This window comes from Kitasatospora sp. NPDC097691 (assembly GCF_040302665.1).
Lineage (GTDB): Bacteria > Actinomycetota > Actinomycetes > Streptomycetales > Streptomycetaceae > Kitasatospora.
Genome location: NZ_JBEORY010000031.1, coordinates 1 through 22224 on the forward strand (window position 1 = coordinate 1; position 22224 = coordinate 22224).

Here is a 22224-nt window from a genome sequence, read left to right on the forward strand (position 1 = left end):
CGCGGGTGTGTGCGTCCTCGTCGTTGATCCCGGCGGTGAACAAGCTGGGTTCGCTGCCGGTGCAGTTGTCGGGTTCGTCGGAGTTGAAGGCGAAGTACCTGGGGGCGCTGGCGCGGGGCGAGGGGATGTTCTCGTACTGCCTGTCGGAGCCGGAGGCGGGTTCGGACGCGGCGGGGATGAGGACCCGGGCGGTTCGGGACGGGGACTTCTGGGTGCTGAACGGTGTGAAGCGCTGGATCACCAATGCGGGTGTGTCGGAGTTCTACACGGTGATGGCGGTGACGGATCCGGAGCTGCGGTCGAAGGGGATCTCGGCGTTCGTGGTGGAGAAGGGCGACGAGGGTGTGTCGTTCGGTGCTCCGGAGAAGAAGCTGGGGATCAAGGGGTCGCCGACGCGTGAGGTGTACTTCGACAATGTGCGGATCCCGGCGGACCGGATGATCGGTGCGGAGGGTACGGGTTTCGCGACGGCGATGAGGACGCTGGACCACACGCGGGTGACGATCGCGGCGCAGGCGGTGGGGATCGCGCAGGGTGCGCTGGACTACGCGAAGGGGTACGTGAAGGAGCGCCGGCAGTTCGGGAAGGCGATCGCGGAGTTCCAGGGTGTGCAGTTCATGCTGGCGGACATGGCGATGAAGCTGGAGGCGGCGCGGCAGCTGACGTATGCGGCGGCGGCGAAGTCGCAGCGTGGGGACGGGGATCTGACGTTCTTCGGTGCGGCGGCGAAGTGCTACGCGTCGGATGCGGCGATGGAGATCACGACGGACGCGGTGCAGTTGCTGGGCGGGTACGGGTACACCCGTGACTACCCGGTGGAGCGGATGATGCGGGACGCGAAGATCACGCAGATCTACGAGGGCACCAACCAGGTCCAGCGCATCGTCATGGCCCGCAACCTCCCGTAAGGCGGCCCCACACCAGCGCCGACGGCCGGAGCGGAGCGCGCCCCGGCCGTCGGCGCCCGGGCCGGTGGGCCCGGTGTTAGGTTGCCGAGAATGAGCGAGAAGGAAGAGCTGCCCATGAACGACGGGCCCGTCAAGCCCGCGATGCGCGAGGCGCTGGTCGCCGCGGCCTTCGAGCTCTTCCTGGAGCGCGGCTTCGAGCAGACCACCGTCGACGACATCGTCTCGCTGGCCGGAGTCGGCCGGCGCTCCTTCTTCCGGTACTTCCCGGCGAAGGAGGACGTGGTCTTCCCCGACCACGAGCGCAGCCTCGCCGAGATGACGGAGTTCCTGGAGTCCGGCAGCGGCGAGGAGGACCCGGTCAAGCACGCCTGCGACGCCGCCCGCCTGGTCCTGCGGATGTACGCCGAGCAGCCGTCCTTCTCCGTCCAGCGCTACCGGCTGACCCGCAAGGTGCCCGGCCTGCGGGCGTACGAGCTGTCGGTGGTCTGGCGCTACGAGCACACCCTCGCGGCCTACCTGCGCGGCCGCTTCGACGACCGCCCGGACGGCCCGCTGCGCGCGGACGTCATCGCCGCGGCCGTCGTCGCCGCGCACAACCACGCCCTGCGCACCTGGCTGCGCTCGGGCGGGGAGAGCGACTGGGTGGCCGAGGTGGACGCGGCGATGGCCTTCGTCACCGGCACCTGGAGCGACCGCCCGTCCGAGGCGGGCGGTGAGGGCGAGTCCGACGAGGTCGTGGTGCTGGTCGCCAGCCGGCGGGCGCCGCTGTGGCGGATGGTCCAGGGCATCGAGAGCGCCCTGGGCGGCGACACCCGGCAGGCCTGACCGGCGCGGGCGGGAAGCCGGCCCGGGGGCAGCGGGCTGTCAACGTTCGGTGTGCCAGGAGCCCCTTCGGGGGACGGGAAGTGAACTTCCGTCGATTCCCGGGTGGTCGCGCCGGCCCATGCGCCATAACGGAGGGGTCCCTGTCCTACCGACTCCGAGGACCCGACACCCATGCCGATCAGCAACTACGGCGTGCTCGCCGCCACCGTCGTCGACCGGCGCCGCGAGGGCGGCGCCGACACCCCGCACTACCAGATCCACCTGCGCGACGGTCAGGGCGCCGACTACCGCGCGGCGGTCAACGTCCTCTCCCAGCAGGCCCCCTCGGACCTGCTCTACATCGTCGTCGAGGACTTCCGGCACCCCGTCACCGAACTCCTCCCGCCGGCCGGCAGCGGCTGGAACGCGCTGTCCTCCCGCCCGGACACGGCGAGCCTGGACTTCGTCCGCGGGCAGCTGTTCGACCCCGCCGCGATGCGCGTCCTGCCGCCCGACGCCCCGGGCGCGGACAACGACCTCGCCGACCTGCTCGACCACCACGTCCAGCAGGCGATCGCCGGCCCGGCCGCCGCCGTCTACGTCTTCGGCCAGCGCTTCGGCCCCGAACCCACCACCCCCGACAAGGTGTTCGGCTTCCTCCCGGGCAACGGCGTCCACGACATCCACATGAACCAGGGCAACAGCGGCCGGTTCAAGGCCGACGACGGCGTCCGGCAGGACGGCGGCCTGCTGATCCACCTGCCCGCCCGGAACCGCTGGACCGCGATCTTCCTCGCCTTCCAGTCGCAGTCCTGGCACACCGACGACCGCACCGGCCACACGATCCCCGCCCGCACACCCGTCCCGAAGCCCACCCGGCACCACCAGCCCGCCGACCGGCAGCACTGAGACGGGCGAGCCCCGGTGCCCCGGTGCCCCGGGCCCGGGGCACCGGAACCACCGGATGCCCTGGCGCCCTGAGGCCCCGAAGCCCCGAAGCCCCGGGAAAACAAAAGGAACCCCAGACGAATCTGGGGTTCCTGTCGGTGTCCGAGGGGGGACTTGAACCCCCACGCCCGATAAAGGGCACTAGCACCTCAAGCTAGCGCGTCTGCCATTCCGCCACCCGGACTAGGTGTCGTCCTCGCGGCTTCCGATCTCTCGTCCGTCGCGCTGACAGATGTAACTGTAGCAAAGATCGGCTTGGGCTCCCAAAACGGTTTCCGACCGGGGCACGGGGCGGGTGGCGGGAACAAGGGCCGGCCTGTGGCGGGGGCGTGACCAGGGGGTTTCGGGGGCGTGCGGGGGGTGGATCCGGCTCGGGGGCTGGGGGAGGATGGGCGGACGTGCTCGTACGGCCCGGGTGCAGGTCCTGGGGGTGGCGCGCTGGTGCGTCGGTGCGGGCCAGAGACGAGGAGTGACCGTGAGCGAGCGGAGCGAGTCGACGGCGCCGAAGGTGACGGCTGAGTCGGAGGTCGCCGGGATCTGTCGCGATCTGATCCGGATCGACACCAGCAACTACGGGGACGGCTCCGGCCCGGGCGAGCGCAAGGCGGCCGAGTACGTCGCCGAGCAGCTCGCCGAGTTCGGACTCGAACCGAAGATCTTCGAGTCGGCCAAGGGCCGCGCCTCGACGGTGGTGCGGATCGAGGGCGAGGACCGTTCCCGCCCGGGCCTGCTGATCCACGGCCACACCGACGTGGTGCCGGCCAACGCCGCGGACTGGACGTACGACCCGTTCGGCGGCGAGATCGCCGACGGCTGCGTGTGGGGCCGAGGCGCGGTCGACATGAAGGACATGGACGCGATGACCCTGGCGGTCATCCGCGACCGGCTGCGCACCGGGCGCAAGCCCCCGCGCGACATCGTGCTGGCCTTCCTCGCCGACGAGGAGGCCGGTGGCACGTACGGGGCGCGCTACCTGGTGGACAAGCACCCGGGGCTGTTCGAGGGCGTGACCGAGGCGATCGGCGAGGTCGGCGGCTTCTCGTTCACGGTCAACGACCAGGTCCGCCTCTACCTGGTGGAGACGGCCGAGAAGGGCATGCACTGGATGCGCCTGACGGTCGAGGGCCGGGCCGGCCACGGCTCGATGGAGAACGACGACAACGCGATCACCGAGCTGTGCGAGGCGGTCGCGCGGCTCGGCCGGCACCAGTTCCCGCTGCGGATCACCAAGACCGTCCGGGCCTTCCTGGACGAGCTGTCGGACGCGCTCGGCGTCGAGCTGGACCCGGAGAACATGGACGAGACGCTGCGCGTCCTCGGCGGCATCGCCAAGATGATCGGCACCACGCTGCGCAACACCGCCCAGCCGACCATGCTCGGCGCCGGGTACAAGGTCAACGTGATCCCCGGTCAGGCCACCGCGCACGTGGACGGCCGCTTCCTGCCCGGCTACGAGGAGGAGTTCCTGGCCGAGCTGGACAGCGTGCTCGGCCCGCGCGTGAAGCGCGAGAGCCTGCACTCGGACAAGGCGATCGAGACCGGCTTCGACGGGGCGCTGGTCGAGGCGATGCAGACCGCGCTGCGCGCGGAGGACCCGATCGCCCGCGCGGTCCCGTACTGCCTGTCGGGCGGGACGGACGCCAAGTCCTTCCAGGACCTGGGGATCCGCTGCTTCGGCTTCGCGCCGCTGCAGCTGCCGCCGGAGCTGGACTTCGCCGGGATGTTCCACGGCGTGGACGAGCGGGTGCCGGTGGACGGCCTGAAGTTCGGCGTCCGGGTGCTCGACCGGTTCATCGACGCCTGCTGATCGGTTCGCCGTCGCCCGCTGATCAGGCGACTGGGTCGGCCCGCTCCCGGGGTTCCGGGGGCGGGCCGACCGCATTGTCGGAGCTGATGATTGTGGGACGGGCTCAGGGAGATCGACAGAAACGATTCTCCCCGGAAATCTGCGCCGATTATTTGTGCGAGACCTCACCGGTGCGGGTGAATGGGAAATCTGTTCCGTACCCCGTTTGCCGCAGCGTCGTTCATCCCTGTGCAGCCCGCCGAACGGGTTGCGTTGTCCGTACAGGAGGAATGATGAAGGTCAAGAAGATCGCCGCCGTCGCCGCCGCCACCGGTGGCCTGGTGCTCGCCGCCGCCGGTGTCGCGTCCGCTCACAGCGGCGCCGAGGGTGTGGCCGCCGGTTCCCCGGGCGTCGTCTCCGGCAACCAGATCCAGATCCCGGTTCACGTCCCGGTGAACGTCTGTGGCAACACCGTCAGCGTGATCGGCGTGCTGAACCCGGCGTTCGGCAACCACTGCGCCAACTTCTGAGTCGACCTCCGGGCCGCTGAGGCCCGTTGAGAGGACTCGACCCGGCCCCCGGGCGGCGGACGCGCCGCACCGGGGGCGTTCGCGTGCGCGGCGAGCATCCGGCAGGTCGCGCACGATGTGCGGTGAGCATCCGGCGGACCGGGATACAGGTCGGCGGCACGATCGCTCGATCGGGTGAAGCTGCAGCGTTCGGCCCAACCTCACCGTTCGCCCCTCGTTAACTCCTGTGCAGTCGAAGACCCTGCGTGATTTACGGATAGGCAAAAATTCCGACTTTCATAAGGTTCACGTCAAGGTCGAAACCTCGTCTCGAAAACGTCAGGGGAAAACATGAGGAATGTAGCCAAGAAGGGGATCCTCACGGCCGTGGCCACCGGCAGTGTGCTGGCCTCGACCGCCGGCTACGCCTACGCGGGCGCCGAGGCGCAGGGGGGTGCCGTCGGATCACCCGGCGTCGCCTCGGGCAACTCGGTGCAGGTGCCGGTCGAGGTGCCGATCAACGCCTGCGGCAACACGGTAGACATCATCGGTGCGCTGAACCCGGCTTTCGCCAACCGGTGCGCCAACGCGAGCGGCGGTCGCCACGCGGCCCCCCAGGGCAGCCAGGCCGGCAGCGGCACCGCGGGCTCCGGCACGGCGGGATCCGGCACCGGCGGGAGCCGGGGCACCACCGCCTCGGGGTCCTCGGCCTCCGGCGTCGCCGCGGGCTCGCCGGGCGTCGCCTCCGGCAACAGCATCCAGGCCCCGGTGCACGTCCCGGTCAACGCCTGCGGCAACTCCGTCAACGTGGTCGGCGTCGCCAACCCGGCCTTCGGCAACGAGTGCGGCAACGTGGCCCAGCCCGCCCCGCCGCCCGCCCCGAAGCCGAGCGACGACTGCCCCCCGGAGAGCAGCCACCCGACCCCGCCGAAGACCGGTGGCGACACCACCCCGGGCATCCCCCGCAACGGCGGCCCGTCCACCCCGCCCGCCGCCACCGCTCCGAGCACCCAGGCCGTCCCGGCCGCCGCCCGGACGTCGGCCCCGGCCACCACGCCGAGCGCCCCCGTCGACAGCCAGCTGGCCTCCACCGGCGCCGGCGGCGTCGAACTGCTCGGCGCGGCCGGGCTGGCGCTGCTGCTCGGCGGCGGCGTGCTCTACCGCCGCGCCCGCGCCGGGGCCCGCTGACCCCTCGCAGCCGCGGACCCGCGCGTCCTCGCACAGACGACGCGCACCCACCGTGGAGAACGACACACCCGCGGTCGCCGGATGAACGGGCGGCCGCGGGTGCGTGAGGGCTTCGTGCCGGTGCTCGACCGGGGCGGAGCGACCCGCTCGTCACCAGTTCCGGACCTGGCGGATGATCCTCCGCTTGAGCCGGACCGTCCGGCTGCCGTCGGGGAACAACCTCAACCGGTCGAGCTCCCAGTGCCCGTACTCGGCTTGCTCGGTGAGCAGTTGGCGGGCCGCGTTACGCGTGGTGCCGCGCGGCATGCGCAGCGACTGGTACTCGTACTCCGGCTGCCGGACCGGCTTGCGTGGGATCAAAACGCTCCTCCTGGGGATCACCTGCGGCCAAGCCTACGGCCTGCCCCGGACAGCCGGCCCGGGTATTTCCGGCCGTCCTCCCGTGCGGAAGCGGCGACCCGGGGGCCTGCGACCCGAGCAGGCGACTGACATGGCATCAGTTCTGTTGCTCCTGGGGAGGGGATACCCCGATCCCGGCGCGCGAAGCGGTACGCGGACGGCCCCGCCTGACCTGCTGCGCGCCCTCTGCGCCGGTCCCACGCCGGTTCCGCAGGGGGACGTACCCGTGCAGATCGGACATCAGGGGGGAAGTTGCGGTGAAATCGCGGGTGTAGGTGACAACCGCTGTGCGTACCGCCACCGCGGGGAGATAGCGTCTGCACCATGTCTGATGCCGCGCAGCCCACCATTGCCGAGGTACGCGCCGCCGCTGAGGCGGTCAAGGCCGCCATCGACCGTCATCTGGAAGCGGTGTCAAGCCCCAACACAGCCGATGATCCCGCCGTGTCCGCTGCCTACGAGCAGCTCGCGACGGCGGCCATCGCCTACGACCAACTCCTGTACGAGGCCTACGACGAGGTCACGCCCTTCGAGATTCCCGGGGACGAGGGGCCCGGCGGGTACCACGGCCCCGAACAGCCCGAGGCGATCAGCGTGTTGATCCGCCGTGACTACCACGTCGTCGACCCCAAGCGCTTGCGCGCCCAGGCCGAGCGGCTCGACGAGTCGCTGACCCCGGGTGGCGCCGGCGCGGGCGGGGTGAACGCCGCGATCGGCGTGCTGTTCGGCGAGTACGAGCCGGACGAGATCGCCGCGCGCAGCGAGGAGTTCGGCCTGGAGGAGGCGGACTCGACGCTCTGGGTCGCGGCGGCCGAGCCGACCGAGCCGGGGGAGTGGCTGCCGGAGCCCTTCGAACACGCCGACCCGCAGCTGCTGATCTGCCGGTTCGACGTGAGCGAGGTCTACGACGACGAGGACCCGGACGACTGACGGCGTCCGGGACGGACGACGGGCGGGCCCCACGACGGTGGGGGCCCGCCCGACGCATGTCTGCGGCTCGGCGCGGCCACGGCGCAGCGCCTCTGCGGCTCAGCGCTCGCGGCCTCAGTACGCCGAGGCGGCGTTCTCGGCGAGGACCGCCCGCAGCCGGGTGGTGCGCGGCTGCGCCGGGCGCTCGGCCACGGCCTGGGCGAGCGCCGGGCCCGCCGCGTGCACCACGGACAGGTGCCGCTCGCCCCGGCCGAAGGCGGTGTAGACCCACTGCCGGGTGAGCCCCGGGGCGGCGTCCTCCGGGAGCACGACCACCGCGCCCGGCCAACGGCGGCCGAGTGCCTGGTGGACCGTCAGCGCCCAGCCGTGCCGCAGCCGGGCGACCTCGGTGGGCGGGACGGTCCGGTGCGAGCCGTCCGCGTACTCCAGGTGCAGGCCGGCGGCGTCGCCGTCCAGCACCCGGGCCGGGTGGGTGATGCCGGGCGCCGGTGAGTCGACCACCCGGTCACCCGGGTCGAAGCCGCCGAACCGGCCGGGGCCGGGGTTGAGCCGCGCCTTGGCGGCGGCGTTCAGCACCCGGGTGCCGGCCGCACCGCCGTGGCCGGGCGTGAGCAGCACCACCTGCTCGGCGGGGATGCCGAGGGCGCGGGGGATGGAGTCGGTGAGCAGTTGGATGGCGCGGTGGACGGCCTCGCCGGCGTCCTTGGCGGTCAGGATGACCACCTCCTTGTCCGGCGCGTCGACCGGCTGGAGCTCGCCGATGCCGACACCGGAGACCAGCTCGCCGATCGGGCCGAAGTCCGGGGTGCGGGAGGCGACCGCCGGGCAGGCCTTGGCGGCCAGCAGGTCGGCGAAGAAGCGGCCGGGGCCGGCCGACCAGAGCTGGCCGGGGTCGCCGCTGAGCACCAGTCGGGTGCCGTCGGCGAGCGCCTCCAGGACGGTCGCGGCCAGTTCGACGTCCAGCAGCGGGGCGTCCAGGACGACCAGCAGGTCCAGGGCGAGCATGCCGTCCGGGGCGCGGCCGGGGCCGGCGGCGCCGGAGAGCAGGTCGGCCAAGGTGACCACGGCCGTCCCGGCGTCGGCCGCGGCGTCCGTGCCGGTTCCGGCTCCGGCTCCGGCGCCGCAGAGTGCGGCGAAGGAGTCCCGGCCCTGGTCGGTCCAGGTGGCGGCCCAGGCCCGCAGCCCGAGGCCCCGGGCGGCGGCGATCAGCGCGGCCGGTTCGGCGCGGGCCGCGTCGCCGCCGCTGTGCAGCACCAGGGCGCCGTCGGCGACGGCGCGGATCAGGGCGGTCGCGGAGGAGGACGGCGCGGCCTCGGCGGCGGCCTCCCAGGCGGCCGGGCCGGGAGCGGCGGCAGGGGCGTCAGGGGCGGTGCCAGCCGGGGCATCGGAGTCGGCCTCGGCGCCGCCCCCTTCACCGGACTCCTCGCCGGACTCCGAGTCGGCCACCGTGTCGGTGCCCTCGGCGTCGGCCTCCGCCGGCTCGACGTCCTCGCCCGGGACGAAGGTGGCCATCAGCTGGACCAGCCCCTCGGCGAGGGTGTCCTCCGCCATGGCCAGCCGCTCCAGCGCGAGCAGCGTCCGGGTCGGCGGCTCGTCGTCCTCGCCGCCCGCCGCGTGCGCCTCGGCCAGCTCCTCCTGGAAGGGCAGCACCCGCCCGTCCTCGACCGCGGCTTGGATCGCGGCCGCCGGGTCCGGCATCCGGAGCCGTTCGAGCCCGGCGGCCACCTCGGTCAGTTCCAGGGCCGAGTGCCCGCGCAGCACCGCCTGCTCCAGCAGCCACGGCACCAGCGCCTGGGCGCGGCGCTCGTCGCCCGGACCGGCAGCGGGGCCGAGCAGCCCGCGGGCGAAGCCGTCCGCGTGCTCGGGACGGACGCCGGGCAGGTCCAGCACGGCCCACGGGTTCGTGCGCAGCCGCTCGGCGGCGTCGTCGCCGAACTCGGCCACGGCGGCCGCCGCCAGCTCGGCCGGGGCGCCGCCGGCGGTCAGCACCGCGGCGGCCTCCTGGAGCGCGTCGCCGCGCGGCCCGTCGGGGACAGCGGCGGCCGGGGCGGCCGCCGCCGGCGGGGCCTGCTCGGCCCGCGCGGCCGGCTCCGCCCTCCGCGGTGCCGGAGCCGACTCCCGGGCCGGAGCCGGCGCAGCGGTCCGCGGAGCCGAGCCGCCCGCCCCCTGCCGTTCGACGGCGCGGATCCGCTCCGCCAGCTCCGCGAGCTCCGCCGCCTTGTCGGCCGGAGTCGCCGTGGTCTCCGCCGGAGCGCCGTTCCCCGTGTCACTCATCGTCGTCCGCTCCATAGGTCACTCCACTGCACGTTCCGCTCGACGATCCGGCCCGGGCGTCACAGCTCGGTCCACCCCTGGTCCGGGTAGCGGTGCACCGGCGACGAGATGTCGTCCAGTGCGCCGCGGATCTCACCCGGAAGCGTAAGCGCCTCCACCGACAGCGCCGCCTGCAGCTGTGCCACCGTCCGCGCCCCGACCAGCGCGCTCGCCACTCCGGGCCGGTCCCGGACCCAGGCCAGCGCGACCGCCAGCGGGCTGCTGGCGAGGCCGTCGGCGGCGGTGGCGAGGGCGTCCACGATCCGCCGCGAGCGGTCCCCGAGGTACGGCTGGACGAAGCCGGACAGGTACGGGGAGGCGCCGCGCGAGTCCTGCGGGACGCCGTGCCGGTACTTGCCGGTGAGCACGCCGCGGCCGAGCGGTGAGCCGGCCAGCACCCCGGTCCCGGCGTCCAGCGCGGCGGGCAGCGCCTCCCGTTCGATCCCGCGCTGCAGCAGCGAGTACTCAAGCTGCGCCCCGGCCAGCGGAACCCGCCCGTGGTGGGCGCGCTGCCAGGTGGCGGCGCGGGCGAGCTGCCAGCCGCTGAAGTCGCAGACCCCGACGTAGCGGGCGCGCCCGGAGGAGACGGCGATGTCGAGCGCGCTGAGCGTCTCCTCGACCGGGGTCGCCGGGTCGAAGGAGTGCACCTGCCAGAGGTCGACGTAGTCGGTGCCGAGGCGGTGCAGCGAGGCGTCCAGGGCGGCGAGCAGGTGGCCGCGGGAGCAGTCGAAGCGGCGGGTGGAGTCGGGGACGCTGCCGGCCTTGGTGGCGATGACGAGTTCGGAGCGCGGGACCAGGTTGCCGGTGAGCCGGGAGATCAGGTACTCGGCGCCGCCGTCGGCGTACACGTCGGCGGTGTCGACCAGGTTGCCGCCGGCGTCCACGAACTCCTTGAGCTGTTCGGCGGCCTCGTGCTCGTCGGTGTCGCGGCCCCAGGTCATGGTGCCGAGGCCGAGCCGGGAGACCTGCAGGCCGGTGCGGCCGAGGTGACGCTGTTCCATCGGACGGGCCCTCCACTGGCCGGTGGGCCCGGGCGTCCCGGTAGCCCTGAAAACGCGCAGGTGGGGAGTGCGCTCCCCACGTCGGCTGAGCGTAGCGGCCGGTGCGCGGACAGGTGCGAAGACCCGCAGAACGGTCACCGCCGACGGCGACCGGGGGAGTGTGCCCCGGGCCGGCACTACTCGTCAGTAGCATGTCCGGCGCGGGCGCGGTTACCCTCGGCCCGACCCCAACCCACTGGAAGGTGCGGCAGATGCGACTCGGGATCAACCTCGGCTACTGGGGACTCGGCATGGACGCCGACAACATCGCCGTCGCCCAGGAGGCGGACCGGCTCGGCTACGCGGTCTGCTGGGCGGCGGAGGCGTACGGCTCGGACGCCGCCACCGTGCTCAGCTACGTCGCCGCGAAGACGGAGCGGATCGACGTCGGCTCGGCCATCTTCCAGATCCCGGCCCGCACCCCGGCCATGACCGCGATGACCGCCGCGACCCTGGACACCCTCTCCGGCGGCCGGTTCCGCCTCGGCCTCGGCGTCTCCGGCCCGCAGGTGTCCGAGGGCTGGTACGGCGTGAAGTTCGACAAGCCGCTGGCCCGCACCCGCGAGTACGTGGAGATCATCCGCAAGGCGATGTCCCGCGAGCGCCTGGTCCACGAGGGCGCGCACTGGACTCTGCCGCTGCCCGGCGGCCCGGGCAAGCCGATCAAGCTCACCGTGCACCCGGTGCGCGAGCACGTCCCGCTGTACATCGCCGCGATCGGCCCCAAGAACCTGGAGCTGACCGGCGAGATCGCCGACGGCTGGCTCGGCATCTTCTTCTCGCCCGAGCACGCCGCGATGTCCCTCGACCCGCTGACGGCCGGCCGCGCCAAGGCCGGGAAGACGCTGGACGGCTTCGACCTCTGCCCGACCGTGAACCTCGCGGTCGGTGAGGACGTCAAGGCCGGGGTCGACGCCCTGCGCTCGTACGCCGCGCTCTACATCGGCGGCATGGGCAGCAAGGAGAAGAACTTCTACAACCAGCTGACCCGGCGGATGGGTTACGAGCAGGCCGCCGACGAGATCCAGGAGAAGTACCTGGCCAAGGACTACGCGGGCGCCGCGGCCGCCGTCCCGCACGACCTGGTCGACGCCACCTCGCTGATCGGCGACGCCGCCCGGATCGCCGACCGGATGCAGGCCTACGCCGACGCGGGCGTCACCACGCTCACCCTGGCCCCCGCCGGGTTCACCCTGGACGAGCGGATCCGGGCGCTGCGCACGGGCGTCGAGGCCCTGGAGCGCGCCGGACTGGCCTGAGGCACCGGGGGAGCGGCCCCGGGGCCGGCCGGCTCCGGGCCCGCGGCCCGGCCGCGGGGTGTCCGGGGTGTGGCCCTGAGCGCCGGGTGTTCAAGCGGCACTACAGCCAGTCGTGCCGCTTGAACACCCGGTGCAGCACCACGCAGACCACGGCCATCAGCACCAGCACCGCCGGGTACCCCCAGACCTGGTGCAGCTCCGGCATGTGGTCGAAGTTCATCCCGTAGATGCCCGCGATCATGGTCGGCACGGCGGCCAGCGCCGCCCAGGCGGAGATCTTCCGCATGTCGTTGTTCTGCTGCACGCTGACCTGCGCCAGATTGGCGTTGAGGATGTCGGACAGCAGCCGGTCCATGCCGTCCACCTGGTCGTTCACCCGGGCCAGGTGGTCGGCGACGTCCCGCAGGTAGGGCGCCGTCTCGGGGCGGACGAAGCGGGCGCCGCGCTCCAGCGTCAGCATCGGCTCCAGCAGCGGGCCGGTGGCGCGGCGCACGGACATCACCTGGCGCTTGTAGCCGTAGATCCGCCCGGCGGTGTCGCGGCCGATCCGGCCGGGCGCGAAGACGTCCGCCTCCAGCTCGTCCAGGTCGACCTGCAGGGAGGTGGCCACGTCCACGTAGCCGTCCACGATGGTGTCGCAGACCGAGTGCAGCACCGAGCTGGGCCCGTAGCGCAGCAGTTCGGGGTCCTGCTCCAGCTGGGCCCGCAGGCCGCCGAGCGGGGAGTCCTCGCCGTGCCGGACGGTCATCACGAAGTCGGGACCCAGGAAGACCATCACCTCGCCGACCGAGACGACGTGCGCGCCGGGGGCGTAGCCGAGGGTCTTCATGGTGACGAACAGCGAGCCCTGGTAGGCCTCGACCTTGGGGCGCTGGTGGGCCCGGACGGCGTCCTCGACGGCCAGCGGGTGCAGCGCGAACTCCTGGCCGACGTGGTCGAGTTCCTCGGTGGTCGGTTCGAAGAGGCCTATCCAGACGAAGCCGTCCGGACCGGCCGCGCGGGCGGCGGCGAGCGCGCCGGCCAGGTCGTCGGGAGCCTCGATCCGGCGGCCGTCGCAGTAGGCGGCGCAGTGGACGATCATGCGGGCCATTGTCACCCGACCGGGGCCGTCGGGCACGGATCCGGCCCGGATTCGGGACGGAAGCGGGACGGAAGCGGGGCGGAAGCGGGGCACGGCCGGAGTGGATCCGGGGCCGGTCCGGGGCGGGATCCCGGGCGTGACCCGGCGGTGGTCCCGGGCGGAACGGCGCCACGGGACCGGCCCGCCGGGCCCGGAGCCGGACGGATAACCGGACGGTAACCGGCCCCCACGCCCGGGCCCCGAGGCCGTAGGCTGAACCCCATGCCCACCCTGCTGCTCGTCCGTCACGGCCGCTCCACCGCGAACACCGCCGGGATCCTGGCCGGTTGGACCCCCGGCGTGGATCTCGACGACACCGGCCGCGCGCAGGCCGCCGCGCTGGCGGACCGGCTGGCCGGCATCCCGCTGGCACAGGCCGTCAGCAGCCCGCTGGAGCGCTGTCGGCAGACCCTGGAGCCGCTGCTGGCCGCCCGGCCCGAGCTGGGCGCACCGGCCCGGGACGAGCGGCTCGGGGAGTGCCACTACGGCGAGTGGACCGGCCGTCCGCTGGCCGAGCTGGCCAAGGAGCCGCTCTGGCGCACCGTCCAGGACCACGCCGCCGCCGCGGCCTTCCCCGGCGGGGAGTCGCTGCGCGAGCTGAGCCACCGTACGGTGAGCGCGGTGCGCGAGTGGAACGGGAAGATCGCCGCCGAGCACGGCGAGGACGCGGTCTGGATCGCCTGTTCGCACGGTGACGTGATCAAGGCGGTGGTGGCCGACGCGCTCGGCCTGCACCTGGACCACTTCCAGCGGATCAGCGTCGAGCCCTGCTCGGTCACCGCGATCCGCTACACCCCGCAGCGCCCCTTCGTGCTGAGGATGGGCGACACCGGCGACCTCGCCTCGCTGGCGCCGAAGACCGGCCCGGCCCAGGCCACCCCGGCCGGCGACGCGGTGGTCGGCGGCGCGGCCTGAGCCCCGCCGCCCGCGGCGGTACGGCTGCGCCGCTCCACGGCGCAAGCCCGCGGCACCCGTCCGGGCGGCACCGCCCGGGCCCGCGCGTGCCACCCCGCCCGCGGCCGTCGGCTCGGTCCCCGGCCGGAGCCCGAAGGTCGTAGGGTGACTTACGAGTCCGAACACCCGCGATCCCCCACGGCGGATCCGCGCCGACCGACACGATCCGGAGCGAGAGCGTGCCCCGTCAGGTCTTCTTCTACGACCAGCCCGAACGGTTCGTGGCCGGCACCGTCGGCCAGCCCGGCGCCAGGGCGTTCTACCTGCAGGCCAGCGCCCGGGGCCGGATCACCAGCGTGCTGCTGGAGAAGACCCAGGTCGCGGCACTCGCCGAGCGCATCGAGGAGGTCCTGGACGAGGCACTGCGGCGCAGCGGCGGCGACGCCTCCATCCCGGCCGCCGCCCCGAAGGACCTGCTCGACACCGCCCCGCTCGACCTGCCGCTGGAGCAGGAGTTCCGGGTCGGCACGATGGCCCTGGCCTGGGACGGCGTGGACGGCTGCCTGGTGGTCGAGGCGCAGGCGCTGGTCGAGGAGGAGGAAGAGGAGGACGCCGCCGAGGCGGTGTTCACCGACGACGACACCGGCCCGGACATGCTGCGGGTGCGGCTGTCCGGCGCGATGGCCCGGGTGTTCGCCAAGCGCGCGCTGGACCTGGTCGCGGCCGGCCGCAAGCCCTGCCCGTTCTGCAACCTGCCGCTCGACCCGGAGGGCCACCTGTGCCCGCGCGCGAACGGCTACCGGCGCTGAACACCGACACCCCTCCGCAGGCCGACCCGGCGGCCGCCGCCGCGCTGGCCGCCGACGTGCCCACCGCCCTCGCGCTGCTGCGCCAGGGCGAGCTGACCGTGCACGGCCGACTCACCGAGGCCTCCAACGCCGCGCTGTACTGCACGGTCGCGCACGGCTCGCTGAGCGCGCAGGCCGTCTACAAGCCGGTGGCCGGCGAGCGCCCGCTATGGGACTTCCCGGACGGCACGCTGGCCGGCCGCGAGGTCGCCGCGTACGAGCTGTCCGCCGCGACCGGCTGGGCGCTGATCCCGCCCACGGTGCTGCGTGACGGCCCGCACGGGCCCGGCATGGTGCAGCTGTGGGTCGAGCCGGACCCGCAGGCCGAGCCGCTGCTCGCGCTGCAGGACCCGCGCGGCCCCGAGGAGGGCTGGCTGCCGATCGTCCGGGCCGAGGTCGAGGGTGGGCGCACCGCGCTGCTGGTCCACCACGACGACCGGCGGCTGCGCCGGCTCGCGGTGCTGGACGCGGTGCTCAACAACGCCGACCGCAAGGGCGGTCACCTGATCCCGGCCGCCGACGGCCGGGTGTACGGCATCGACCACGGCGTCACCTTCAACACCGAGGGCAAGCTGCGCACCCTGCTCTGGGGCTGGGCCGGGGACCCGCTGCCCGTCGAGGCGCTGGAGGTGCTGGCGCGGCTGGCCGAGCAGTTGGACGGTGAGCTCGCCGAGCGCCTCGCCCCGCACCTGACGGGGGCGGAGCTGGACGCGACCCGGGCCCGGGTGGCCGAACTGCGGGGCTCCGGCCGCCATCCGCTGCCCTCGGAGGACTGGCCCGCGATCCCCTGGCCCCCGGTGTAGCCGCCCGGCCCGCGGTGCGGCCGTCCGGCGTCCGGGGCGGCCCCGCCGGGCCGGCGGCCCGGTCCGATGGTCTGGACCTGTTCCCGGAACAGGTCGCACACTGCTCCGATGGACGCGCGACGGACCACCCCCACTCCCCGCAGCACGCCGGACCTGCCGTTGCACCGCCTGCAGGTCCCGCTGCCCCAGCTGCTCCCCTTCGCCATCGGCAGCTTCGACGCGATCGGCCCGCTCTCCCGGGCGGGCTTCCCCCACCGGCACTCGTTCCACGAGATCGTCCACGTCACCGGCGGCCGCGGTGCCCACGTCCTGGACCTGGTCCACCGGCCGCTGGCGCCACCGCAGTTGTGCGTGATCACCCCCGGCCAGGTGCACTACTGGGCGGACACCGAGGAGCTCACCGGCCGGGTCCTGCTGTTCAACGAGGACTTCCTGCTCGGCCACCCGCAGGACCTCGCCGCCCTACGGGTCCTGGCCACCCGCCCCACCCTCGCGCTCGGTGCGCACGCCGACGCGATCGGCGCGCTGTTCGCCGACATGGAGCACGAGTACCTGACCAGGGCGCCCGGCTACCAGGGCGTGCTGCGGGCCAGTCTGCACATCCTGATCGTCCGGGCGCTGCGCGCCTGCGCCCCGGCCGACCGCCCGGCGGTGCCCGGCCGGCCCGCCGAAGTGGCCGCCGCCTTCACCCGGTTGATCGCCGGGCCGGGCGGGGTGCGGCACTCGGTGGTTTCCGGGGCCCGGGAACTCGGCGTCTCCCCGGGGCACCTGCAGACGCTGGTGAAGCAGGCCACCGGCCGGACCCCGGGCGGGCTGATCCGCCACCAGCAGACCCTGGAGGCCAAACGGCTGCTCGCCTGCACGGATCTGACGATACGTCAGGTGGCCAAGGAGGCGGGTTTCGCTGATCCGGCGTACTTCTGCCGCTTCTTCCGCCGGGAGACCGGGATGACGCCGGGGGAGTTCCGGTCCCGGGTCGACGGAAATCACCACGATCCCCGGATCACGTCCATCGCGGCCGCGCCGGACGGCCCGTAACTTTGCTGCTGGCCACCGGTGGCCGGCCCGGTGTGCGCGGGTGGGCGACCGGCCCGGTCCTTGTCATGCCCCCACCATGGCAAGGGCCGCCCCCACCCCTCCGCCTCACGACAGGGAGACGGCGTATGAGCGTGCCCGACGGCATGATCAGCCGCAAGACCGTACTGAAGGCCGCCGCCGCGCTCGGGGCCGCCCCGCTGCTGATCGGCGGTGGGGTCGCACTGGCCCGCGAGCAGGTCGGCACCGGCCGGACCCCGGACCTCACCCCCGACTGCCACGACGGCGACGACCCCACGATCGAGCAGACCGAGGGCCCCTACTTCAAGCCCGACTCCCCGCTGCGCGGCTCCATGGTCAACGACGGCCCCGGCACCCGGCTGGTCGTCAGCGGCTACGTCTTCGGTCTCGCCTGCCGGCCCGTCCCCGGCGCGCTGCTGGACTTCTGGCAGGCCGACGACAACGGCGCGTACGACAACGTCGGCTACACCTTCCGCGGCCACCAGTTCACCGACGCCAACGGCGCGTACAGGCTGGACACCATCGTGCCCGGCCTCTACCCGGGCCGGACCCGGCACATCCACGTCAAGCTCCAGGCCCCCGGTCGCCCGGTCGTCACCACCCAGCTGTACTTCCCGGGCGAGCCGCGCAACAGCACCGACACCATCTACGACGCCCGGTTGCTGATGAACGTCCGGCAGAACGGCAACGTCCGCGAGGGCAGCTACGACTTCGTGCTGAACGTGCCGCAGACCCCCGGCACGCCGAGCCCGACGCCCACGCCCACCGCCACCCCCACCGGCACGCCCACCACGCCGCCGCGCGGCAGCTGGGCGCCGGGCACCTCCTACCGCGCGGGCGACCGCGTCACCTACTCCGGCGTCTCCTACGTCTGCCTCCAGGCGCACACCGCCATGGTCGGCTGGGAACCGCCGAACGTACCGGCCCTCTGGCAGCGGTCGTAGCGGCTCCGGCCGCGTCCCCCGGGGAGCCGGGCGCCCGGTCGGCGGCAGGGCCGGCCGGGCGCTCACCCGCGCCCGGAACCGGTCGGTGGCACCGGAAACGATCGAAAACACCTGCAATACCAGTCGAGAACCGGTCGGGCAACGACATGAAGCGAATCCAGTCGATCTTGCGCACTGGTTAGGCTTTCAAATGTTCGCAAGGTTAAAGTTGTTTCCATGCATGCCTGGCCCGCCTCCGAGGTTCCCGCCCTGCCTGGTCAGGGTCACCCCCTCCGTATCCACGACACCGCAGCGGGTACGGTCCGAGAGGTCGTGCCGCAGGACGGCACCGCCCGGATCTACGTCTGCGGCATCACCCCCTACGACGCGACCCACATGGGCCACGCCGCCACCTACAACGCGTTCGACCTGGTGCAGCGCGTCTGGAAGGACGCCGGCCACGACGTCCTGTACATCCAGAACGTGACCGACGTGGACGACCCGCTGCTGCAGCGCGCGGTCGAGACCGGCCAGGACTGGGTGGCCCTGGCCGAGCGCGAGACCGCGCTGTTCCGCGAGGACATGACCGCGCTCCGCCTGCTCCCGCCGGCCCACTACATCGGCGCCGTCGAGTCGATCCCGTGGATCATTCCGATCGTCCAGAAGCTGCTGGCCTCCGGCGCCGCGTACGACGTGGACGGCGACATCTACTTCTCGGTCGATGCCGACCCGCACTTCGGCGAGGTCTCCGGCCTCACCCGCGAGGCCATGCGCCCGGTCTTCGCCGAGCGCGGCGGCGACCCGGACCGCCCCGGCAAGCGCAACCCGCTGGACGCCCTGCTCTGGATGGCCGCCCGCCCCGGCGAACCCGCCTGGGACACCGAGCTCGGCCACGGCCGACCCGGCTGGCACATCGAGTGCGTCGCCATCGCGCTGCAGTACCTCGGCATGTCCTTCGACATCCAGGGCGGCGGCAGCGACCTCTCCTTCCCGCACCACGAGATGGGCGCCGCGCACGCCCAGGTCGCCACCGGCACCCACCCGTACGCCAAGGCGTACGTGCACGCCGGCATGGTCGCCCTGGACGGCCAGAAGATGTCCAAGTCCCGCGGGAACCTGGTCTTCGTCTCGGCGCTGCGCCGCGAGGGCGTCGACCCGGCGGCGATCCGCCTCGCGCTGCTCTCGCACCACTACCGCGCCGACTGGGAGTGGACCAAGGACGTCCTGGACGAGGCCGTCGAGCGCCTCGCCCGCTGGCGCGCCGCGGTCTCCCGGCCGGACGGCCCGGCGGCCGAGCAGCTGCTCGCCGAGGTCCGCACGGCCCTCGCGAACGACCTGGACGCGCCCGCCGCGCTCGCCGCGGTCGACCGCTGGGCCGAGCGGCAGGAGGCCGAGGGCGGCACCGACATCGGCGCGCCCGGCCTGGTGACCCGCACCGTGGACGCCCTGCTCGGCGTCGCCCTGTAGTCCGGCACCGCAAGAATTCCGCACCACACGCCGAAGGGGCGCCAGGACGTTCGGTCCTGACGCCCCTTCGGCGTTGCGGTGACTACTCCTCCTCGGAGCCGTCCTGGCTCTCCCGGGCCGGGCCCGGTGCCTCCGGCTCGGGCGGCCGCTCCGCCGTGGCGTGCCCGGACACCGGCTTCTCGCCGGTCGGTCCGACGTTCTCCCGGCGGCGCAGGTAGCGCTCGAACTCGCGGGCGATGGCGTCCCCGGAGGCCTCCGGCAGCTCCGCGGTGTCCTGCGCCTCCTCCAGCTGCTGGACGTACTCCGAGACCTCGCTGTCCTCGGCGGCCAGCTGGTCCACGCCCAGCTGCCAGGCCCGGGCGTCCTCGCCGAGCTCGCCCGGCGGGATGCGCAGGTCCAGCAGGTCCTCCAGCTTGTTGATCAGGGCCAGCGTGGCCTTGGGGTTCGGCGGCTGCGAGACGTAGTGCGGCACCGCCGCCCAGAGCGTCACGGCCGGGACCCCGGCGTGCGTGCAGGCCTCCTGGAGCACGCCGACGATGCCGGTCGGGCCCTCGTAGCGGCTCTCCTCCAGGTCCAGCCGACGGGCCAGCTCCGGGTCGGAGGTCACCCCGCTGACCGGCACCGGGCGGCTGTGCGGGGTGTCGCCGAGCAGCGCGCCCAGGATCACCACCAGCTCGATGCCCAGCTCGTGCGCGAAGCCCAGCAGCTCGTTGCAGAACGAGCGCCAGCGCATGCTCGGCTCGATGCCGCGGACCAGCACGACGTCGCGGGTCGTCGGCTCCGTCACCCGGATCACCGAGAGCCGGGTGGTCGGCCAGGTGATCCGGCGGATGCCGCCGTCCATCCAGACCGTGGGCCGGTTGACCTGGAAGTCGTAGTAGTCCTCCGCGTCCAGGGCGGCGAACACCTTGCCGCCCCACGTCTCGTCCAGGTGCGCCAGGGCCGCGGACGCGGCGTCGCCGGCGTCGTTCCAGCCCTCGAAGGCGCAGACCATCACCGGGTCGATCAACTCGGGAACATCTTCCAACTCGATCACCCAGCGTCTCCCTCCGGTCGGCGGCAGGACCGGCACCGCCCCGGCTGGTTTGCCGGGGCGCCGACGGGCCGGCTGCCGACTGTCGAACCTCTCGTCTCCCATGGAACGCCTCGCCCCATGGTCCCTACCTGCCCAGCCTACGGGCTTTGATGCGCACCGCGGCCGGGCACCGGGACAGTCTGGGGGAGCCGGCCGCCCCGATCCAGCGGATATCGGCACCCGGCCGGCTGACGGGCCGTCAGGCACGGAGTGGGCGCGCACCGCGCCCGGCCGGTGGCGCAGCGCCACGGGCGTGCCGTGGCGGCCCGGCGGCGCGATGATGAACAGGCGGGGACCGGGCGGAAGGGGCCGGACCGATGAAGCGATGGCTGTGGATCGGCGCCGGCGCGGGCGCCGCCGCGCTGGCCGGCGCCGTGCTGCTGGCGGCGGACCGGGCGGGCCGCCGACTGCCGGTGGAGCACGTCACCGAGGGCGGACTCGAACTCGCCCAGCCGCCCGGCGCGGTCTGGGACGTGCTCACCGACATCGACCTCTACCCGGCCTGGCGCCCGGGCCTCACCCACGTCGAGCGGCTGCCCGCCGCGGCCGGTGGCCGGGTGCGCTGGCGCGAGTACGACCGGCACGGGCACACCACGTACGAGGTGGTGGCCAGCGAGGCCCCGCACCGCCTGGTGACCGGCATCGCCGACCCCGACCTGCCGTACGGCGGCACCTGGACGTACGTGCTCACCCCGGCGGGGCCGGGCTGCTCGCTGACCGTGACCGAGCGCGGCGAGGTCCGGCTGCCGCTGTACCGGGCCGTCTCGCACTACGTGACCGGCGAGGACGCGGCCGTGCACCGCTACCTGGGGGCGCTGGCCCACCGGCTGGCCGGCTGACGCCGCTACCGGACGTCCACCCAGCCGCGCCGGTACGCCGCCCAGTTCTCGGGCGTCGAGGCGAAGTCCACGTAGAGCGCGACGCCGAAGTTCGGCCGCCGCAGGTCCTCCCGGCCCAGGCCCAGCCGGACGCCGCGGACGGCCGCCTCGACGGTCTCGGCGTGGCCCCAGTGGCCCCATTTGTCGTCCCAGTAGAACGGCAGGCCGATCAGCAGGTCCACGTCGGCCGGGGTGACCTGCAGGGCGAGTTCGGTCTGCTGGGCGACGTAGCCGCCGTACAGCGGCTCGGTCGGCATCGAGGTGTCGTAGGTCATCACGGCGATCTGGTCGACCCGGCGGGCGGTCGCGGCGAAGTACGCCTGGTCCCACCACTTGCCGTGGTCGGTGAGCAGGATCCCGGCCGTGTGCAGGCCCGGGACCGGGTCGATCTGCGGGGCCGCCACCGAGAGCTTGGCGCCGCGCGCCGCGGTGACCGGGCGGACCTGGTCGAGCAGCGTCAGCCAACCGGCGGAACCGGGGCGGATCGGTTCCATGTCGAAGTGCACGCCGTCGAAGCCGAGGTCCAGCACCTGGCCGGCGGAGGCGGTGATCCGGTCCCGGGTCGGGGCGTCCTCCAGGTCCAGGGCGTCCTTCTCCGGCTTGACCTCGTCACCCAGCCAGCCCTGCAGCCGCACGCCGGGCAGCACCCGGTGCACGGTGTCGGTGAACCAGCGGGCCCGCGGGTGGACGGCGGACGGCAGCGAGCCGTCGTGCTCCAGCGGGCCGGTGTGCACGTACAGGTCGCGAATGCCGGTACCGGCAAGTTGCCGGGTGAGGGCCTCGACGTCGGCCTCGGTCTTGCGGCCGTCCACCCAGGCGTGGCCGAGCCAGACCGCGTCCCGCCCCCGGGTGCGGGCCTCGGCGGCCGGGTCACCCGTGTAGTGCAGTCGGATCGAGACGAACAGCGAGCCGAGCGCGGCGACCGGCACCGCCACCAGCAGCGCCAGGACCAGCAGGGCCCGGCGCCACCAGGCCCATCGTCGCCAGCGATCGCGCAGCCCCCGGAACGGGGCCGCCAGGGCCTTGCCGGTTTGCCGCAGCACCGTCCTGATCCGCACCACGCGGTTGCTCCCCCC

General features: G+C 73.6%; 21 protein-coding genes and 1 tRNA gene. 15 read left to right on the top strand and 7 right to left on the bottom strand.

Annotated elements, in window-relative coordinates:
* From ABTY56_RS21945 to ABTY56_RS21955, 3 genes are all read left to right on the top strand, one after another.
* On the top strand, positions 1–908 hold a 908-nt coding region (locus tag ABTY56_RS21945), incomplete at its 5' end, for an acyl-CoA dehydrogenase family protein (protein WP_350630664.1).
* A 141-nt stretch (positions 909–1049) separates the two neighbouring features.
* On the top strand, positions 1050–1733 hold the full coding sequence (locus ABTY56_RS21950) for a TetR family transcriptional regulator (protein ID WP_502893165.1): 684 nt from the start codon (positions 1050–1052) through the stop codon (positions 1731–1733).
* A 171-nt stretch (positions 1734–1904) separates the two neighbouring features.
* Positions 1905–2621 (top strand): DUF2278 family protein, encoded by a 717-nt coding sequence (locus tag ABTY56_RS21955; RefSeq protein WP_350630666.1) that lies wholly within the window; start codon positions 1905–1907, stop codon positions 2619–2621.
* A 138-nt stretch (positions 2622–2759) separates the two neighbouring features.
* Here ABTY56_RS21955 and ABTY56_RS21960 read toward each other — a convergent pair.
* Positions 2760–2844, bottom strand: a tRNA-Leu gene (locus tag ABTY56_RS21960).
* A gap of 291 nt (positions 2845–3135) precedes the next feature.
* Here ABTY56_RS21960 and ABTY56_RS21965 point away from each other — a divergent pair.
* From ABTY56_RS21965 to ABTY56_RS21975, 3 genes are all read left to right on the top strand, one after another.
* A complete protein-coding gene (locus tag ABTY56_RS21965; RefSeq protein WP_350630667.1) occupies positions 3136–4467 on the top strand; it encodes a M20/M25/M40 family metallo-hydrolase in 1332 nt (443 codons plus the stop codon).
* A gap of 272 nt (positions 4468–4739) precedes the next feature.
* Positions 4740–4976 (top strand): chaplin, encoded by a 237-nt coding sequence (locus tag ABTY56_RS21970; RefSeq protein WP_350630668.1) that lies wholly within the window; start codon positions 4740–4742, stop codon positions 4974–4976.
* Between the two features lie 330 nt (positions 4977–5306).
* Positions 5307–6143 (top strand): chaplin family protein, encoded by an 837-nt coding sequence (locus ABTY56_RS21975; protein ID WP_350630669.1) that lies wholly within the window; start codon positions 5307–5309, stop codon positions 6141–6143.
* Positions 6144–6293: 150 nt separating this feature from the next.
* On the opposite strand, the gene ABTY56_RS21980 is transcribed toward ABTY56_RS21975, so the two are convergent.
* On the bottom strand, positions 6294–6500 hold the full coding sequence (locus ABTY56_RS21980; protein ID WP_350630740.1) for a DUF5703 family protein: 207 nt from the start codon (positions 6498–6500) through the stop codon (positions 6294–6296).
* A 486-nt stretch (positions 6501–6986) separates the two neighbouring features.
* On the opposite strand from ABTY56_RS21980, the gene ABTY56_RS21985 reads away from it, so the two are divergent.
* Positions 6987–7472, top strand: a complete 486-nt coding sequence (locus tag ABTY56_RS21985; RefSeq protein ID WP_502893162.1) for a hypothetical protein — start codon at positions 6987–6989, stop codon at positions 7470–7472.
* 114 nt (positions 7473–7586) lie between these two features.
* Here ABTY56_RS21985 and ABTY56_RS21990 read toward each other — a convergent pair whose 3' ends face one another.
* Positions 7587–9746 carry a helix-hairpin-helix domain-containing protein gene (locus ABTY56_RS21990; protein WP_350630671.1) on the bottom strand — a complete coding sequence of 720 codons (2160 nt, stop codon included), beginning with the start codon at positions 9744–9746 and terminating at the stop codon, positions 7587–7589.
* A gap of 59 nt (positions 9747–9805) precedes the next feature.
* Positions 9806–10786, bottom strand: coding sequence for an aldo/keto reductase (locus ABTY56_RS21995; RefSeq protein WP_350630672.1), 981 nt, complete (start codon positions 10784–10786; stop codon positions 9806–9808).
* Between the two features lie 251 nt (positions 10787–11037).
* Here ABTY56_RS21995 and ABTY56_RS22000 point away from each other — a divergent pair, with 251 nt between their 5' ends.
* Positions 11038–12084: an LLM class F420-dependent oxidoreductase gene (locus ABTY56_RS22000; protein ID WP_350630673.1), complete on the top strand. Its 1047-nt coding sequence runs from the start codon at positions 11038–11040 to the stop codon at positions 12082–12084.
* Positions 12085–12184: 100 nt separating this feature from the next.
* Here ABTY56_RS22000 and ABTY56_RS22005 read toward each other — a convergent pair whose 3' ends face one another.
* Entirely contained in the window at positions 12185–13165 is a 981-nt protein-coding gene (locus ABTY56_RS22005) for a magnesium and cobalt transport protein CorA (RefSeq protein ID WP_350630674.1), read from the bottom strand.
* A gap of 261 nt (positions 13166–13426) precedes the next feature.
* Between ABTY56_RS22005 and ABTY56_RS22010 the strand changes: the two genes are divergently transcribed.
* The 6 genes from ABTY56_RS22010 to mshC all read left to right on the top strand — a co-directional run bounded on the left by ABTY56_RS22010 (position 13427) and on the right by mshC (position 19195).
* On the top strand, positions 13427–14119 hold the full coding sequence (locus tag ABTY56_RS22010; protein WP_350630675.1) for a histidine phosphatase family protein: 693 nt from the start codon (positions 13427–13429) through the stop codon (positions 14117–14119).
* 218 nt (positions 14120–14337) lie between these two features.
* The gene (locus ABTY56_RS22015; RefSeq protein WP_350630676.1) at positions 14338–14907 is read left to right on the top strand and encodes a DUF3090 family protein; all 570 of its coding nucleotides are present in this window, start codon (positions 14338–14340) and stop codon (positions 14905–14907) included.
* A 44-nt stretch (positions 14908–14951) separates the two neighbouring features.
* The gene (locus ABTY56_RS22020) at positions 14952–15749 is read left to right on the top strand and encodes an SCO1664 family protein (protein ID WP_350630741.1); all 798 of its coding nucleotides are present in this window, start codon (positions 14952–14954) and stop codon (positions 15747–15749) included.
* Between the two features lie 108 nt (positions 15750–15857).
* The gene (locus tag ABTY56_RS22025; protein WP_350630677.1) at positions 15858–16787 is read left to right on the top strand and encodes a helix-turn-helix transcriptional regulator; all 930 of its coding nucleotides are present in this window, start codon (positions 15858–15860) and stop codon (positions 16785–16787) included.
* Between the two features lie 125 nt (positions 16788–16912).
* On the top strand, positions 16913–17749 hold the full coding sequence (locus ABTY56_RS22030) for a dioxygenase family protein (protein WP_350630678.1): 837 nt from the start codon (positions 16913–16915) through the stop codon (positions 17747–17749).
* Between the two features lie 216 nt (positions 17750–17965).
* Positions 17966–19195 (top strand): cysteine--1-D-myo-inosityl 2-amino-2-deoxy-alpha-D-glucopyranoside ligase, encoded by a 1230-nt coding sequence (gene mshC / locus ABTY56_RS22035; protein ID WP_350630679.1) that lies wholly within the window; start codon positions 17966–17968, stop codon positions 19193–19195.
* Between the two features lie 82 nt (positions 19196–19277).
* Here the strand turns inward: mshC and ABTY56_RS22040 are convergent, their stop codons facing one another.
* On the bottom strand, positions 19278–20231 hold the full coding sequence (locus ABTY56_RS22040; protein WP_350630680.1) for a PAC2 family protein: 954 nt from the start codon (positions 20229–20231) through the stop codon (positions 19278–19280).
* Between the two features lie 356 nt (positions 20232–20587).
* Between ABTY56_RS22040 and ABTY56_RS22045 the strand changes: the two genes are divergently transcribed.
* Complete coding sequence (locus tag ABTY56_RS22045; RefSeq protein WP_350630681.1) at positions 20588–21109, top strand: SRPBCC family protein; 522 nt, start codon at positions 20588–20590, stop codon at positions 21107–21109.
* 5 nt (positions 21110–21114) lie between these two features.
* On the opposite strand, the gene ABTY56_RS22050 is transcribed toward ABTY56_RS22045, so the two are convergent.
* On the bottom strand, positions 21115–22209 hold the full coding sequence (locus ABTY56_RS22050) for a glycoside hydrolase family 18 protein (RefSeq protein ID WP_350630682.1): 1095 nt from the start codon (positions 22207–22209) through the stop codon (positions 21115–21117).
* Positions 22210–22224 lie beyond the last annotated feature (15 nt).

Coding starts and splice junctions, on each gene's coding strand:
- ABTY56_RS21950 (WP_502893165.1), top strand. CDS start 1,050: ATGCGCGAGGCGCTGGTCGCCGCGGCCTTCGAGCTCTTCCTGGAGCGC.
- ABTY56_RS21955 (WP_350630666.1), top strand. CDS start 1,905: ATGCCGATCAGCAACTACGGCGTGCTCGCCGCCACCGTCGTCGACCGG.
- ABTY56_RS21970 (WP_350630668.1), top strand. CDS start 4,740: ATGAAGGTCAAGAAGATCGCCGCCGTCGCCGCCGCCACCGGTGGCCTG.
- ABTY56_RS21975 (WP_350630669.1), top strand. CDS start 5,307: ATGAGGAATGTAGCCAAGAAGGGGATCCTCACGGCCGTGGCCACCGGC.
- ABTY56_RS21990 (WP_350630671.1), bottom strand. CDS start 9,746: ATGAGTGACACGGGGAACGGCGCTCCGGCGGAGACCACGGCGACTCCG.
- ABTY56_RS21995 (WP_350630672.1), bottom strand. CDS start 10,786: ATGGAACAGCGTCACCTCGGCCGCACCGGCCTGCAGGTCTCCCGGCTC.
- ABTY56_RS22000 (WP_350630673.1), top strand. CDS start 11,038: ATGCGACTCGGGATCAACCTCGGCTACTGGGGACTCGGCATGGACGCC.
- ABTY56_RS22005 (WP_350630674.1), bottom strand. CDS start 13,165: ATGATCGTCCACTGCGCCGCCTACTGCGACGGCCGCCGGATCGAGGCT.
- ABTY56_RS22010 (WP_350630675.1), top strand. CDS start 13,427: ATGCCCACCCTGCTGCTCGTCCGTCACGGCCGCTCCACCGCGAACACC.
- ABTY56_RS22025 (WP_350630677.1), top strand. CDS start 15,858: ATGGACGCGCGACGGACCACCCCCACTCCCCGCAGCACGCCGGACCTG.
- ABTY56_RS22030 (WP_350630678.1), top strand. CDS start 16,913: ATGAGCGTGCCCGACGGCATGATCAGCCGCAAGACCGTACTGAAGGCC.
- mshC (WP_350630679.1), top strand. CDS start 17,966: ATGCATGCCTGGCCCGCCTCCGAGGTTCCCGCCCTGCCTGGTCAGGGT.
- ABTY56_RS22045 (WP_350630681.1), top strand. CDS start 20,588: ATGAAGCGATGGCTGTGGATCGGCGCCGGCGCGGGCGCCGCCGCGCTG.